This window comes from bacterium SCSIO 12741 (assembly GCA_024398055.1).
In the GTDB taxonomy this organism is placed as follows: Bacteria; Bacteroidota; Bacteroidia; order Flavobacteriales_G; family Salibacteraceae; genus SCSIO-12741.
This window is the reverse complement of the sequence record CP073749.1, coordinates 2,212,669-2,228,305: the sequence shown is the minus strand read 5'-3', so window position 1 is coordinate 2,228,305 and position 15,637 is coordinate 2,212,669. Positions and strand designations below refer to the sequence as shown.

Genomic DNA, 15,637 nt, shown 5'->3' with positions numbered 1-15,637 from the left:
GGGATTATATAACTCCCAACTCCTTACCTATCTTGGTGAATGCTGCAATCGCTTTGTCCAAATGCTCCTTTTCGTGAGCTGCCGAAAGCTGAACCCGAATACGAGCTTGTTCCTTAGGCACCACGGGATAGAAAAATCCGATCACATAAATCCCTTCATCCAACAACTTATTGGCAAATTGCTGTGACAGAGCCGCATCGTAAAGCATAATGGGTACAATGGCGCTATCTCCATCTTTAATATCAAATCCTGCTGAACGAATGTTTTCCTTGAAGTAGTTGATGTTAGATTCCAACTTATCTCTTAGCTCAGTGGTTTCGCTCAGAATGTCGAATACCGCAGAAGCCGCTCCAACGATGGAAGGCGCCAAGGAGTTTGAAAACAAATAAGGGCGAGAACGCTGACGTAGCATTTCGATAATTTCTTTTTTACCAGAAGTAAATCCACCCATGGCACCACCAAGGGCCTTACCTAAAGTACTGGTAACGATGTCTACCCGATCCATCACATTTTTCAACTCGATCGTACCTCGACCTGTTTTTCCAATAAATCCGGTAGCGTGACTCTCATCCACCATGACCAAAGCATCGTATTGCTCAGCCAAATCGCAGATTTTATCCAATTGGGCTACATATCCGTCCATGGAGAAAACACCGTCTGTAACGATCACCTTGAAACGGGCTCCGGCAGCCTTTTGAAGCTGAGCTTCTAAATCGGCCATATCGTTGTTGCTATAACGGAAGCGTTGTGCCTTACACAAACGAACACCATCGATGATGGAAGCGTGATTCAAGGAATCAGAAATGATTGCATCTTCAGCTGTCAAGAGGGGCTCAAAAACACCGCCATTGGCATCGAAACAAGCCGCATAAAGAATGGTATCCTCTTGTCCCAGGAAATTGGAGATCTTCTCCTCCAACTGCTTATGAATATCCTGAGTACCGCAAATGAAACGTACAGATGACATTCCATACCCATGCGTATCCAGAGCGTTTTTGGCTGCTTCCAAAACTTGGGGATGCGAGGAAAGGCCCAGGTAATTGTTTGAACAGAAATTCAACACCTCTTCTCCGGTAGATACTTTAATAACAGCATCCTGAGGGGTAGTTATGATCCGCTCGTGTTTAAACAATCCGGCTTTTTCAATTTCCGCAAGCTCCTTACTCAAAAAGTCTTTCATCGATCCGTACATAGCAGTTGTTTTAAATGAGGAATCAAAGATAAATTTTCAGGGATATTGCAGGGCTGGTTGGTGGAGGTAAGTTTTAGAGAATAATGCACCTCTTTCGGATTTGCAATCCGAAAGGAAGAGTCGCGGATTTCAAATCCGCAGCTCCAACATCCGGATTGCAAATCCGGATGAGGTGGAGATGAGGTTAAAGGGAATAAAAAAAGCCCTACAGCATAATGCTATAGGGCTTTCCAATATATAGGTTAAAGTATATCCTATTAAACTACGCCTTGATCAAGCATAGCGTCGGCTACTTTTACGAAACCAGCAACGTTGGCTCCTTTCACGTAGTCAACAAACTCTCCGTCTCTACCGTAATGCTCACAAGCTTTGTGGATAGAAACCATAATTCCCTGAAGTTTTTGATCTACTTCTTCACGGGTCCAGCTCAAGCGCAAAGAGTTTTGAGACATTTCCAATCCTGATGTGGCAACACCACCAGCGTTAGACGCTTTTCCAGGAGCGAACAAGATGCGCGCTGTGTGGAATTTCTCAATGGCTTCTGGTGTAGAAGGCATGTTAGCTCCTTCAGAAACACAGATACATCCGTTATCCAAAAGAGATTGAGCATCATCACCGTTCAATTCGTTTTGAGTAGCACATGGCAATGCGATATCACATTTAACTCCCCAAGGCTTTTGACCTTCGAAGAATTCTACATCGCTAAATTGATTGCACAATTCTTTTACTCGACCACGCTTCACATTTTTCAACTCCATAATGGCAGCCAAGTGCTCAGAGTGGAATCCGGTTTCGCGGTAAACGTAACCTGATGAATCAGAAACGGTAACCACTTTAGCTCCTAAGTGAATAGCCTTTTCAAGGGCGTATTGAGCAACATTACCAGAACCAGAAATAACAACTGTCTTTCCTTTGAAGCTGTCTTTTTGGGTTTTCAACATTTCCTGAGCGAAGTATACGTTTCCGTATCCAGTAGCTTCTGGACGGATCAAAGAACCTCCCCAGCCCATGCCTTTACCAGTTAATACACCGGTAAATTCATTTCTAATTCTCTTGTACTGTCCGAATAGGAATCCAATCTCACGACCACCTACACCAATGTCACCCGCAGGAACGTCAGTGTTGGGTCCAATGTGACGGCTAAGCTCAGTCATGAAGCTCTGGCAAAAGCGCATAACTTCATTGTCTGACTTTCCTTTTGGATCAAAATCAGATCCACCTTTACCACCACCCATAGGAAGGGTAGTCAGGCTGTTTTTGAACACTTGCTCAAAGGCCAAGAATTTCAAGATACTTTGGTTTACACTTGGGTGAAAACGAAGACCACCTTTGTAAGGACCAATAGCTGAATTCATTTCAATACGGAATCCACGGTTAACTTGAACCTCTCCGTTGTCATCTGTCCAAGGCACGCGAAATTGAATAACACGCTCGGGCTCGACCATGCGATCCAAAATTTTTGCTTCCTTATAAACCGGATTTTCTTCAATGAATGGGATCACAGTTTCTGCTACTTCTTGAACAGCCTGCAAAAATTCCGGCTCATTTCCATTTCGGGCTTCAACCGATTGCATGAATGCATCAATAGCGGCTGAATACTTGTTGTCTGACATTGTTATGTGTTAATTATAAAAAAAGCGGCGCAAAAATAGACAATTTACCTATCGTAAACACCGCATGATTAAAAGTCGTTCGAGTTCGTTTTCAGGAGCTTACTATATAACCTTAAACTCACCTTCGGTAAAAGATTCTTTGGTAAAATAGACCACCTTAAAGTTGTATACATTTCGGATATACGAATAGGCTACCACTTTGGTTATATAGGTTCCTCTCTGCCTGATATTCATGATACCATCCTCCCAATCAAACACCACACCGGCTACTCCACCCGGGGTAGTTTTGGAAGCAATATTATTTCCGTTCAAATCCTGAATTAGCCAAAGCACCGAATCCGCTGGATTAATCTGCTTAGCTGTTTTGAGGATATAAGTGGAGTCTTTACCTAAAGTAAGGTCACCCGAAGGCACGATTCCTTGAAGTTCAGGAAAGCTTCCCGGAAGATTTTCTACCACGGCTGGATAACCATTACCACCGTCTGACCTCCATAATACCTCTCCATTATAGAAGTACCAGGATGAATCTTCTGAATGATAGGAATAACTGTTATCAGGGTTAAGTTCAAGCTCCTTAGCATTGCAAGAAACAATACCTACTTCTACCAAAAAGTTGGAAGAATCATAAAGGGCCGCTAAAGCACTACCTCTAATATTGGTATATACGGTTGGAATTGATGGTAAATATTCCAAGGTATTACGAGCGTAGTAGTAACCATGAGCATCGGAGAACTGTGGATGATCATCCAAATTTTCTTGGGTTCCTGCAACCACTTCAATGATTTCGGAATGCGTAGATGCTCCACCTGCATTTTGAGCGGTTAATATCACTTCGTATTTACCTGCTTTAACATACCGGTGAATCGGATTAGTTTCCTTCGAATTCTCGGTACCATCATCAAAATCCCACTCCAACTCATCTACAATTCCGGCAGTGGTATTGGTAAATACAACAATTCCCCCATTACGGGTTTCATACTCAAAAGTGACCAGGGGTGGCTTTTGCTTACAACCAAGCAGCGCTAATACCGTCAATAATAGTATCCCTGAAACACGAATCTTCATCTTCTGCATCGACGTCAGTTACGGCTGTAAAAATAGTAATTTTATGCCCACGTGATTCGCCGCTCTACTAAGACCATGATTTCCATAAACTTGCCGCCAAAAAGTCGAATTTTGAGACACCCTGGAATCATAATCCAATTATTTGGCTTTTAATAGATTATTTAATTAAATTTGCACCCCATTTTTTGGAGGGTATGCCGTCGCATGTAAAAATATTTTCAGGTACTGCTTCACGCAGTTTAGGCGAGAAGATTGCTTCTGCCTACGGAGTTGAATTGGGTAAAGTAACTGTTCAGCACTTTTCGGATGGGGAATTTTCTCCCTTTTACGAAGAGACTGTTCGGGGCGATACTGTATTTATTATTCAGTCTACTTTCCCACCTACTGACAACCTAATGGAGCTTCTCCTGATGGTGGATGCTGCCAAGCGCGCATCGGCAAAGGAAATTGTTGCCGTAGTTCCTTATTTGGGATTTGCACGTCAGGACAGAAAGGACAAACCAAGAGTAGCCATTGGTTCCAAGTTAGTAACCAATATGCTTTCTGCAGCGGGGATCACCCGAATTATGACCATGGACTTACACGCTGATCAAATTCAAGGCTTCTTTGAAGTACCTGTTGATCACTTGTATGCTTCATCTATTTTCCTTCCTTATTTGAGATCGCTTAATCTACCTAACTTGATTATGGCGGCACCAGATACAGGAGGAACCAAACGGGCTAACTCTTACGCCAAGTTCTTGGACTGTGGCTTGGCCATTTGCTACAAGCAGCGTAAGAAAGCCAACGAAGTTGCCGACATGACTGTGATTGGTGATGTGAAAGGAAAAGATGTTGTATTGGTGGATGACATCATCGATACGGCAGGAACCTTGACCAAGGCAGCTGACATGATGCTCGATCACGGAGCTAATTCCGTTAGAGCCGTAATTACTCACCCGGTGCTTTCCGGCCCTGCTTACGAGCGGTTGAGTAATTCAAGTTTAGAAGAATTGATCGTTACCGATACGATTCCACTGAAACAAGATCACCCGAAAATCAAAGTACTTTCGGTAGCCGATCTATTCAGGGATGTGATCGATAACGTGATCCATAAAAAGTCTATTAGTTCTCATTTTTTGATTTAAACAAAAGCAAAATGAAATCTATTTCAATGAGCGGGAGTGCCCGCAATGCGACGGGATCCAAGAGCGCGAAGGAGCTGAGAAAAGAGGGAATGGTACCCTGTGTGGTATATGGAGCTAACGAGCCCATTCACTTCGCCATTGATGCCCGTCAATTCAAAAACCTCGTTTATACTCCTAATGTATACGTGGTAAACATGACAATTGACGACCAAAAGCTTGACGTCTTTTTGAAAGATATTCAGTTTCACCCAGTAACGGATGAAGTAATCCACGCTGATTTCTTCTGTCCTAAAGAAGGTCAAGAAGTGACTTTGTCGCTTCCTGTTCAACTAGAAGGAACTGCTCCTGGTGTATTGAATGGTGGTAAGCTTCGTTTGAACCGTCGTAAAGTGTCAGTTCAAGGTAAAGTTGAAAACATGCCTGACTACATCACTATCGACATTTCTAAAATGCGTATCAACCAAGGAAAGCGCGTTTCTGAGTTGGCTGTTGATGGATTGACTTTCAAAGATCCTGCAGACAGTTATGTAGTATTCATCAAAACCGCTCGTGGTGCTGTGGATACTGGAGATGACGAAGAAGAAGGTGCTGAAGCTGCCGCTCCTGCTGAAGGTGCTGAAGCATAAAAATAGCTTACTATGAAGTATTTGATTGCAGGATTGGGCAACCCCGGTTCTGACTATGTAAATACTCGTCATAATATAGGTTTTAAGGTATTGGATGCTCTTGCTGGGGCGTCCAATACTTTTTTTAGCCCTGACCGATATGCAGATCGCGCTGAAGTAAAACACCGCGGACGCACCTTGGTCTTAATCAAACCAACTACCTTCATGAATCTGAGTGGCAAAGCCGTTCGCTACTGGATGGAGAAGGAAAAAATCCCCGCTGACAGAATCTTAGTAGTCACTGATGACCTCGCCATCGATTTTGGCCGCATCCGAATGCGTGGCAAAGGCTCTGATGGTGGACACAACGGACTTAAAAGCATCCAAAGTCTGATTCAAACGACCCAATATCCCAGACTCCGATTCGGTGTAGGCAACCAATTCGCCAAAGGACGCCAAGTGGATTATGTATTGGGTGAATGGACAGAGGAGGAGAATAAAACCCTGAAGGAAAGAATTGAATTGGCTTCCCAGGCCATTACTTCCTTCGCTTCTATTGGAATTGACCGAACCATGTCTGAGTTCAACGGCAAGTGAACAGGATCAATCTCCAATCTTGAATCTTGAATTCTCAATTCGGAATATTGAGAAACACCATTTCAGAATTCAACATTCGAAATTCTTCCGATAACCATCGGAATCAGAATTCAAAAGCCAAAGTGGTATTAAAAAGTGCGGTGCTCTGATCAGGGCTTCGGGTATCCATTGGGCGAGTGTGGCCGAAGCGAATTGAGGGTCAAAATTGAATAGGGGTCTGGCCAAAGCGGTAAGGAGTCCCCAGATAACCATATACCACAAAGCGTATTTCCGAGTCTTTTTAAAAGCAACCAGAAATATCAGCGACAAGTCCAATACTCCAATAACCATTAAAAAAAGTTCGGCCGAACTTTCGCTGCAATGAAATGCCCGAATGACCATATCAATGAAAATACCTGGCCTGGGATACCAATTCAAAGCAAAAAGTCCATGACCAGCGAAGGTTAATGTGGCCAAAATCAACCCCACCTTGAGTCCCAGTTTCGTGCGATTGCTCCAAGCTAACCAAACAATAGGCAAACAAGAAATCATCAGTAAACCTTCCATCCATACCCCTAAATTGTAACTCAGACTCTGCGCTTTTACCAGGTAGAAGAGAAATACGCCTACCCAACCGACCCAAAGAAATGCCCGGTCCAATTTTTTGCCTTTGGGAATAAGGGTGAGCAAATTCAATAGGATCACAACCACGGTCACCCATTTATCAAATTCATAGAGTTCAGCACCCGAAGGAAGGAGTGTTCCCAAAATTGCTTCTGCCCAGGATTCAGGCAATTCGTATAGCAAATTGGAAAACTCCGGCTGCTCCACAAAAAGTAGTAAACTAAATCCCAAGGTGAAAAGCCCCACCCAAAACCGAGGCAACAAATGATCAGATTCTTTAATTTGGACTTTCAACAACTTGAAGTTATGAGCACATTGAGACCGAAATATACTTTTTTACTGGTTCTCACCTTTTGCCTGAGCATAAACCTAAATGGAAAGACAGATCGCTACCGCCTGGTGATCCGAGATAATCCGGCCACCTCGATGGTCGTAGGATGGCAACAAGTTTCTGGCTTGGATGCTAAACTCTACTACGGCACAGAAGATTTTGGCCAAAATTGGAAGGACTATCCCCATTCCCAGGCTGCCGACAAAACCATCGAATACAAAGGAATGAACAATCATTTCGTTCGTCTCAAAGGATTGAAACCACAAACTCATTACTACTTCGTCATTCGAGATAGTGAAGGCGTAAGTCAACGATTTCGTTTTGAAACCTTACCGAACAAACCCTCTCAAAAACTTTCCATCGTGGCTGGAGGTGATGCCCGAGGATCAGGAATCGGAAATCAGGCCATTGACCCGAGAATTAAGACCAACTCTATGGTAGCCAAAATCCAACCTCATCTGGTGTTATTCGGTGGTGACTTTACGCTTCGAGACAGTGACGGACAGTGGCAAGCCTGGTTTGATGACTGGCAACATTCCTTTACCAAGGATGGTAAAATCACTCCTTTGGTTCCCGCCAGGGGAAATCACGAAGATTCGGATGAAGTGTTGGTCAACCTATTCGATATTTCATCGGCCAAGGGATATTACAACCTGACTTTAGGCGGCAAACTGGCTCAGATTTACACCCTAAACACTTTGATTTCCATAGAAGGCGACCAAACTGACTGGTTGAACAAGGAACTCAAGAAAAACGAAGGCAAACAGACGTGGCGCATTGTACAATACCACCAACCCATGTTTCCACACCACGAACGCAAAAAACTACGTCCCGACATTTACAACAACTGGGCAGGTCTCTTTTATCAATACCATGTAAACCTGGTAGTGGAATGTGATGCTCATGTGGTTAAAAGCACCTGGCCCATGAAGCCCTCAAAAGACCCCTCTGCTGATCATGGCATGGTACGAGCCGATGAGGATGGAACTATCTATGTTGGAGAAGGAACCTGGGCCCTTACCCGGAGCAAAATCAAAGCTTACTCCTGGACACGGGGTATTGATAGTTTTTTGCAGTTCAGGTGGATGATCGTTGGTCCGGAATCTTTGGAAGTAAGAACCGTAAAGATTGAAGAATCCCAAGGTTGCGAACCTGTATCTCCAGAAAATCGATTTAGCTTGCCCAAAGGCGTGGTTCTCTGGGAACCTGGAAATTTCACCCTTACCCTTAATTCCGATTAAACACGGTCTTGATTCCGGAGAGCACCAGAAGTTCTACGATAATGAGCGGGATACAAAACCAGTTGATGTGCGGCCAAAAGTCAAAGTGAACGCCGCGTAATTCCTGAATAAAGGAGAGCGCTATAATTAACAAGGCACCTCCAATGAAGGTATATCGCCATTCATTTCCAGCCCATCCAAGGCCTTTCACCTTTAAAGAAATAACCGAAAGTGGAAGAACCATCAATAGAGCGAATACCACACCACAAGCTACCAAAAAGGGAGTGGATTGAACCAGTGATATCATAGCTAAGTCGAATCCGTCCAAGTGCAGCATTTTAGTCATGCTGGCCAAGGCGTAATCGTTTAAAGGCACATAAATGTTCATGTGTAGCTGCCAGTAAAACACGGCGGGCAGAGAGCCAAAAAAAATGGCCATGGCCGGTGTAGGCACTCCAATGAAAGAATCCGTCTGACGGTCGTCAATATTAAACTTGGCCAACCTCAATCCCGCAAACAGGGGCAATAAGAACGCAGATAATGACAGAATGTGCTGATCCAGCGAACGTTCGTCAAAGGGCGTAAAGTAACAACCCATGGAGGCCAAAATCAGGTTATACAAGATCATTCCGGGAAGTACTCCAAAAGTGACCATATCAGCAATGGAGTCCAATTGTTTTCCCAATTCAGACTGAGCATTTAAGGCCCTAGCCACGAATCCATCCAGAAAATCAAACACCGATGCGATAAAAATCATCACACCTGCCCAAGCCAGCTGCTGTTCAAAACAGAGGACAATACCAAGCGCACCCAAAAAAAGATTGGTCAGCGTAAACAAATTGGGAATAAAGCGAATAACCACCATAGGATCCTACTTAAGACGACAAATATATTCCGGGCAGTACGAATCGGGAGATAAAATCCGTTAATCTTTGTGCCAAGACTCCGTTCAAAGGTCGAAAAGCCAACCTTTGAAACGATTAAATTAGGCCGATCAGGAATTAATTACAATTTTCGCGGCACATTTGAGTTAAAGGGCCATTTACGGTATCTTAGCAGCGTAGTCATGAATCGGATAAAATCCTTTTGCTATAAAACCATTTTTGCAGTACTGATTGGGCTATTAGCCGGCCATTCTTCTCAGGCGCAATCAAGAAAGTACTCGAATGCCTTCCTATCGATTGGTGTTGGCGCCCGTTCTATGGCCATGGCCAAGGCCACTGTTGCCTCGGTAAATGACGTAACGGCCGGTTACTGGAACCCAGGAGGACTCACTCAAATGGAGAAAGATTACTCCATTGGCTTGATGCACTCGGAATATTTTGCCGGAATTGCGAAATACGACTACGCCTCCTTCGGTTTAAAATTGGACGACAAATCAGCCTTGGCTCTTTCGTATATCCGCTTTGGAGTAGATGATATTCCTAACACCACGGAGCTAATCGACAACGACGGAAATGTAAATTACGACCGGATCACTTCCTTTTCGGCCATAGACAATGCCTTCTTAATTTCTTATGCCAGAAACACCAATATTGAAGGATTATCGATTGGTGGAAGCGCCAAGGTGATTTACCGGAAAATTGGAGACTTTGCCCAATCCTGGGGTTTTGGCCTGGATATCGGTGGGCGCTACGAAAAGAAGAACTGGAAATTTGGAGCCTTGCTGCGCGATGCTACTTCTACCTTTAACTCCTGGAGCTACAGCCTGTCTGACCGAATGAAGGAAGTGTTTCAGCAAACCAACAATGAATTACCTGAAAACGGACTCGAAATCACCTTGCCCCGTTTGATTTTAGGTGTAGCCAGAGAGTTTACCATCAAAGAAAAATTTCACGTATTACCTGAACTGAATTTTGACCTGACTTTCGATGGTCAGCGGAATACCTTAATTCAAGGAGATCCTTTAAGTATTGACCCCTATTTTGGTTTAGAAGTATCCTATGACCGCCTGGTTTATCTACGTGGTGGCGTTGGAAATTTCCAACAGACCAAAGCAGAAGTTGGAGACCACAAAGTGACTACTTTTATGCCCAGTGCGGGAATCGGACTGAGCTTGAAAGGGGTGACGATTGATTACGCTCTGACAGACATTGGTGATCAATCCGCTGCATTGTACTCCAATGTATTCTCCCTAAAAATCGACTTGAATAAACCGGAAAAATGATCCGTTGGGTAACAGTTTCCTTCTGTTTTTTTCTAACCCTGTTTTCTTTTCATGGCCTGGCCCAGAACCGCGTAAACGACTGGATTGACTTCCAGCAGCAATACCTAAAAATACCGGTTAGCAGCCAGGGAATTCACCGCATTGACTACCAAACTCTCAACGACGGGATGGCAGACATGGGCGTTTCTCTGTCCAGCATCGATCCTAGAAACCTTCAGCTCTTTGTTCGTGGAGAAGAGCAGTTCATCTACATCGACGGGGAATCTGACGGCCGATTCGATCCGGGAGACGAACTCTTGTTCTATGGAGAGGGAAATGATGGTTGGTTCGATACCAGCTTGTACATTAACCCGCAGGCACAGCCCAATCCTTACTACAGCTTAATTAACGATACCCAGTGGTATTACCTAACCTGGAATTCGCAATTGACCAACATGCGGTTTCAAACCGAAACAAATACTCACTTTACCGGAAAGACCGCTGCTACCTATGTTTGGAAAGAGGCCACCCGTTTAAGCACCACCAGTTACAACCAAGGGCATAAGGATGCATCAGGTGTATCGAGTCCGCTTTACGGTCCTGGTGAAGGATGGATTTACCCTCCCAGAACGACCACGTATTCGATCTACATTACCACTCGAAATGCCTTAACTACGGCTATTTCTCCAGATGCTACAGCACGCATAGTTACCTTGGGAACAAATAATCCTGCGGTAATCCCGAATCACCACCTCAGGCTGCATTATGGAAGAACGCTTTCTACTCTGAACCTGGTGAAGGACACGATGTATACGGGTTATGTCATGCTCCGACATAACTTCAAAGTGCCGGCAACCAACATGGCCAACGATGTTTGGATTCAGCTGGAGAGTCCACGAATAGATCCAAGCCTGCCCAATTCTCAGGCCCTGGGTTACATTTATTTCAAATTTGCCCACTCCCCTTCGCTGGGTGGAGAAAGTACCTTTCCTTTCCGACTTCCTCAAAATGTGGATACAACCTATGTAAGGTTCACCAATTACAACCACAGTTCGTCCTACGTGTATGATCTGGAGAAAGGAGTTAGAAGTTTGATCGTAAAAACAGGAAATCAAATTGAGATGCTCCTACCTCCGGGAAATGAACGAAACTGTTTTCTGGCTCCCGACAATACCATTCAGGATGTAGTTGAGCTACAGCCCTTGTCCAATTACCGGAGAGGAAAAGGATATTTCACTGACTACCAAAGTCTATCACCCGATTCGGCTTTTTTGATTGTTACTCACTCCGGATTGTATTCAAGTGCCAATCAGTACGCAAGCTACAGGCAGTCGCAAGGCATGCAAACTTCCTTGGAACTAGTAGAGGAATTATACGATCAGTTTAGCTATGGAATTCAAAAACACCCAGCGGCGGTGCGTAATTTTGTGGCCTTCACAAACCAAGTATGGAGCAAGCCTCCTTCCTACCTCTTCTTGATCGGAAAATCGGTGAAGGAAGTTCAAACGCGAAAATCAAATGTGAATCGCGCCAAAAACAAAGTTCCAACCATTGGATTTCCAGCTTCTGACAACCTGTTTACCTCTTCCATGAAGGGCAACGATTATACGCCTTCCATCCCGGTAGGCCGACTGGCAGCGGTGGACAACAATCAAGTACTGGATTACCTAAACAAGATCAAGGAATTTGAGCAAGCGGCTCAATGGAAGGATCCTGGAATTGCAGAAGAGAACTGGAAGAAAAGAGGAATCCATGTAGCTGGTGGAGAAAATGAATCTCAGCAAAGCACCTTTAAAGCCTACTTGAAGAACTACCAAAACGATTGGGAAAGGGTAAGTCAATCGGGTAAAATCTTCAATTTTCAACGCTTCATTTCAGGGTCGGTTCAGGATCAGGAGTTTGATTCGTTACGGATATTGATCAATGATGGGGTAACTCTGCTTTCCTTCTTTGGACATGGCTCCGGAGGGCAACTGGGCGTGAACCTGGGAAATCCCGAGGACTATGAAAACCGGGGTAAGTATCCTTTGTTCATTGCCAATTCGTGTAATGTGGGAGACTACCACCTCCCCAATGAAAACTCGCTTACCATCAATGAAAGATGGGTATTGGCACCACGGGCTGGAGCCATTGCCTTTATTGCCTCCACTTCCCTCGGATTTCCCTACAACCTGGATCGGTGGAGTCAGTCCTTTTACCAGGAATTAACCCGAGACAACTACGGTGGATCTATCGGAGAGCACATGCAAAAAACCATCCGCCAGATTCAGAATACTTCCTCAGACATCAATGACCGAAGTAACCGTACCTGCATGGAAATCACCCTTCATGGGATCCCTCTCTGGAGCTCTATCCACATGAAGTACCTGACTTTGCCATTGAACGCCAGGATGTAATACTGCCCGCATTGATTAGTACCGATCAGCGCTTCTTAACCCTCCAATTTGCCACCCACAACACACAAAGAGGACTGGATACCAGTTACACCATTCAGGTAAAAAGAACCCTTCCAAATGGAGAGGACACGATCTATTCGTTGACCGGTTCAGCCGCTCTATACAAGGAAAATCATTCTATTACCTTCCCCATTTTTGCGGATGAACACATTGGGGAAAACAAATTTGCCATTGAGTTGAATCCAGAACGAGGGATTCAAGAACAACATTATACCAACAACCAGATTCTACAACTTCAGGTACAAGTTACTTCCGATGATCTCATTCCGGTATTCCCAGCAGCCTTTGAGATCTTACCCGATAAAAACATCATTATTCGAGCCTCCACGGCCGACCCCAATGCTCCGGAAAGAGAATACCGTTTTGAGCTTGATATTAAAAGCGACTTCTCATCACCTATGAAAAAGGAATACAACATCGTTGCCCCTGGTGGTGTGGTGGAATGGAACCCTCGTATCGATTTTGCGCCAGACTCTGTAGTTTACTACTGGAGGTGTACCCCTCAAGCAACGAATGCGGCAGATTTGCGCTGGCGAGAAAGCAGCTTTCAAATTGTATCCAACAAAAAGGGATGGGGACAGTACGATTTTGATCAGTACCGAAACAACGATTTCGAGTCGATCGAATACAACCAGGCCAACCAAGTTTTCGAATTTAACAGCCGCTCACAAAGCATATATGCTCAGAACAAGGGAATCCCTACTACCGGAGCTGAATGGAATACGATTTATTGGTCCAAAAATGGTGGACAGCAAGGTTTTGCCAGTATTTGCCGAGGATGGCCCAGTATGATGATCGCGGTTATTGATCCCGGATCCCTGGAGAGTTGGGAGGTCTATTGGGTCGACAGTTCGGTGACTCCAGCCGTACACCACAATCCTGAGAACAACTTCGGTAACTTCAACGGATATGATTTAAGCCAACCCAACAGCAGGCAGAATTGTACCATGCCGGATAAGAAGTTCATGTTCCGCGTAGGAACTCCTGCTGAAATGGATTCGATGGTGAGCATGCTAAGCAAGCATATTCCAGATAGCTTTTACATTCTGGCTTACAGTGGTCGCACACCTTTGTTTAAAACCAATTGGCAGAATCACCATTTTCAGGCATTCGAAGATCTTGGGGCTGACTCCATTCGTTTTCTGGAGGATAGTGTGCCGTATATTTTCTTCGCCCAAAAAGGAAAACCCTCCAGTGCCCAGGAAGTGTGGGGAAAAGATCCTTTTGACTTTATCACCTTTACCACCCAGATTCAAGGGGTAAGTGGGCGTGGTGTAATGACCTCCCCAGAAATTGGCCCGGTGGACCGCTGGCGGGAAATCAACTGGCATTTTCAAGCTTCAGATGTGCAGGACAGTATTTTCCTCAAACTTTATGGCAGGGACGATGCCGGAGAAAAACACCTAGGCGATTTAGGCGGTCACCAAGGATATTTGGCCGATTTGAGTCAGGCCATTCCAGACATCAATGATTATCCCTACTTAAGGATGGAGGCTCACTTTATTGACTCTACTTTCAATAAAGCTCCTCAGCTCAAAAAATGGCACTTGTATTTTGATCCTGCACCTGAGGTGGCTGTGGCTCCGGGGGAACGGTTTTCTTTGCATGCGGATACTGTGATGCAGGGGGAGGCGGTGGTTCTTGAGCTCGCTATTCAGAATATTGGTTCGGTGAGTAATCCTCCCATGCCGATCGATTACCTGATACTGGATAAGAATAACAAACGAATTCCTATGGATCGTGGTCTATTGCCCACCTTGGATCCCGGTGCTATAAAAATAGATACTCTAACCCTTCCAACGGAAGAACTTAGCGGGCCTTATAGCCTGGTAATCGACGTCAATCCGCAAGACTCGGGTTGGGTTTATGAGCAGGAGCACTTTAACAACGTAATGGCTGCTCAAACCTTTGTTGTTGCAGATCAAACCAATCCTTTGCTCGATGTTACTTTTGACGGGGTTCATATTCTGGATGGTGATTTGGTTTCGGCCCGTCCAGAGATTGGCATTAGCCTGGACGATGACAACCCCTTCATGTTACTTGAAGACACCTCTTCGTTTGAAGTTTATCTGACCTATCCTGACAAACGGGAACGCCGCGTTTATTTCCGAGAAAACCCTTCTGGCACACACCTTAATTTCACGCCAGCATCCAACGCAAAAAATAAAGCTCGGGTTAATTTTGATCCAGTTCTCACAGAAGACGGGGTCTACAAACTTCGAGTTCGAGCTACCGATGCTAGTGGCAATGAAAGCGGGAAACTGGATTATCAGGTACACTTTGAAGTGATCAACAAAAGCACGATCACTCAAATCATGAACTACCCTAACCCCTTTACGACCTCTACCCGATTTGTGTTCACACTAACCGGATGGAAGGTTCCCGATTACTTCCGCATCCAGATTTTAACCGTTACAGGAAAAGTGGTTAAAGAAATAGATCGCGGTGAATTGGGTGAAATTCGAATTGGAAAAAACATCACGTCTTATGCCTGGGATGGTACGGATCAATACGGAGATCGGTTGGCCAATGGCGTTTATTTCTACCGTGTGATTACCCGAATAGAAGGTGAAGAAATCGAGCATCGCTCCTCGGGTGCCGACAATTGGTTCAAAAAAGATTTCGGGAAAATGTACCTGATGCGGTAATTCGCCAAGAAAATGCAAGAGTATATCTACTTTT

General features: G+C 44.6%; 12 protein-coding genes. 7 read left to right on the top strand and 5 right to left on the bottom strand.

Annotated features, from left to right (window positions below; all coding sequences use genetic code 11):
* Positions 1–4: 4 nt before the first annotated feature.
* From kbl to KFE98_09335, 3 genes are all read right to left on the bottom strand, one after another.
* Positions 5–1,192 (bottom strand): glycine C-acetyltransferase, encoded by a 1,188-nt coding sequence (gene kbl, locus KFE98_09345; GenBank protein ID UTW64323.1) that lies wholly within the window; start codon positions 1,190–1,192, stop codon positions 5–7.
* Between the two features lie 257 nt (positions 1,193–1,449).
* Positions 1,450–2,805, bottom strand: coding sequence for an NADP-specific glutamate dehydrogenase (gdhA, locus tag KFE98_09340; protein ID UTW64322.1), 1,356 nt, complete (start codon positions 2,803–2,805; stop codon positions 1,450–1,452).
* A gap of 102 nt (positions 2,806–2,907) precedes the next feature.
* Positions 2,908–3,879, bottom strand: a complete 972-nt coding sequence (locus KFE98_09335) for a PKD domain-containing protein (GenBank protein ID UTW64321.1) — start codon at positions 3,877–3,879, stop codon at positions 2,908–2,910.
* 185 nt (positions 3,880–4,064) lie between these two features.
* Here KFE98_09335 and KFE98_09330 point away from each other — a divergent pair, with 185 nt between their 5' ends.
* The 3 genes from KFE98_09330 to pth are packed head-to-tail and all read left to right on the top strand — an operon-like array spanning position 4,065 to position 6,199.
* Positions 4,065–4,997: a ribose-phosphate pyrophosphokinase gene (locus tag KFE98_09330; protein ID UTW64320.1), complete on the top strand. Its 933-nt coding sequence runs from the start codon at positions 4,065–4,067 to the stop codon at positions 4,995–4,997.
* Between the two features lie 11 nt (positions 4,998–5,008).
* Positions 5,009–5,623 (top strand): 50S ribosomal protein L25, encoded by a 615-nt coding sequence (locus tag KFE98_09325; GenBank protein ID UTW64319.1) that lies wholly within the window; start codon positions 5,009–5,011, stop codon positions 5,621–5,623.
* Between the two features lie 12 nt (positions 5,624–5,635).
* Positions 5,636–6,199: an aminoacyl-tRNA hydrolase gene (gene pth, locus KFE98_09320; protein UTW64318.1), complete on the top strand. Its 564-nt coding sequence runs from the start codon at positions 5,636–5,638 to the stop codon at positions 6,197–6,199.
* Positions 6,200–6,268: 69 nt separating this feature from the next.
* On the opposite strand, the gene KFE98_09315 is transcribed toward pth, so the two are convergent.
* Positions 6,269–7,096, bottom strand: a complete 828-nt coding sequence (locus tag KFE98_09315) for a hypothetical protein (GenBank protein UTW64317.1) — start codon at positions 7,094–7,096, stop codon at positions 6,269–6,271.
* Between the two features lie 12 nt (positions 7,097–7,108).
* Between KFE98_09315 and KFE98_09310 the strand changes: the two genes are divergently transcribed.
* Positions 7,109–8,374 carry a metallophosphoesterase family protein gene (locus KFE98_09310; GenBank protein ID UTW64316.1) on the top strand — a complete coding sequence of 422 codons (1,266 nt, stop codon included), beginning with the start codon at positions 7,109–7,111 and terminating at the stop codon, positions 8,372–8,374.
* On the opposite strand, the gene KFE98_09305 is transcribed toward KFE98_09310, so the two are convergent.
* Positions 8,361–9,218, bottom strand: a complete 858-nt coding sequence (locus tag KFE98_09305; protein ID UTW64315.1) for a CDP-alcohol phosphatidyltransferase family protein — start codon at positions 9,216–9,218, stop codon at positions 8,361–8,363. The two genes, KFE98_09310 and KFE98_09305, sit on opposite strands and share 14 nt — an antisense overlap.
* 201 nt (positions 9,219–9,419) lie before the next feature.
* Here KFE98_09305 and KFE98_09300 point away from each other — a divergent pair, with 201 nt between their 5' ends.
* The 3 genes from KFE98_09300 to KFE98_09290 are packed head-to-tail and all read left to right on the top strand — an operon-like array spanning position 9,420 to position 15,603.
* On the top strand, positions 9,420–10,520 hold the full coding sequence (locus KFE98_09300; protein UTW64314.1) for a PorV/PorQ family protein: 1,101 nt from the start codon (positions 9,420–9,422) through the stop codon (positions 10,518–10,520).
* Positions 10,517–12,895 (top strand): hypothetical protein, encoded by a 2,379-nt coding sequence (locus tag KFE98_09295; protein ID UTW64313.1) that lies wholly within the window; start codon positions 10,517–10,519, stop codon positions 12,893–12,895. The genes KFE98_09300 and KFE98_09295 overlap by 4 nt, the downstream gene beginning before the upstream one ends.
* An 11-nt stretch (positions 12,896–12,906) precedes the next feature.
* On the top strand, positions 12,907–15,603 hold the full coding sequence (locus tag KFE98_09290; protein ID UTW64312.1) for a hypothetical protein: 2,697 nt from the start codon (positions 12,907–12,909) through the stop codon (positions 15,601–15,603).
* Positions 15,604–15,637 lie beyond the last annotated feature (34 nt).

Coding starts and splice junctions, on each gene's coding strand:
- kbl (UTW64323.1), bottom strand. CDS start 1,192: ATGTACGGATCGATGAAAGACTTTTTGAGTAAGGAGCTTGCGGAAATT.
- gdhA (UTW64322.1), bottom strand. CDS start 2,805: ATGTCAGACAACAAGTATTCAGCCGCTATTGATGCATTCATGCAATCG.
- KFE98_09335 (UTW64321.1), bottom strand. CDS start 3,879: ATGCAGAAGATGAAGATTCGTGTTTCAGGGATACTATTATTGACGGTA.
- KFE98_09330 (UTW64320.1), top strand. CDS start 4,065: ATGCCGTCGCATGTAAAAATATTTTCAGGTACTGCTTCACGCAGTTTA.
- KFE98_09325 (UTW64319.1), top strand. CDS start 5,009: ATGAAATCTATTTCAATGAGCGGGAGTGCCCGCAATGCGACGGGATCC.
- pth (UTW64318.1), top strand. CDS start 5,636: ATGAAGTATTTGATTGCAGGATTGGGCAACCCCGGTTCTGACTATGTA.
- KFE98_09310 (UTW64316.1), top strand. CDS start 7,109: ATGAGCACATTGAGACCGAAATATACTTTTTTACTGGTTCTCACCTTT.
- KFE98_09305 (UTW64315.1), bottom strand. CDS start 9,218: ATGGTGGTTATTCGCTTTATTCCCAATTTGTTTACGCTGACCAATCTT.
- KFE98_09300 (UTW64314.1), top strand. CDS start 9,420: ATGAATCGGATAAAATCCTTTTGCTATAAAACCATTTTTGCAGTACTG.
- KFE98_09295 (UTW64313.1), top strand. CDS start 10,517: ATGATCCGTTGGGTAACAGTTTCCTTCTGTTTTTTTCTAACCCTGTTT.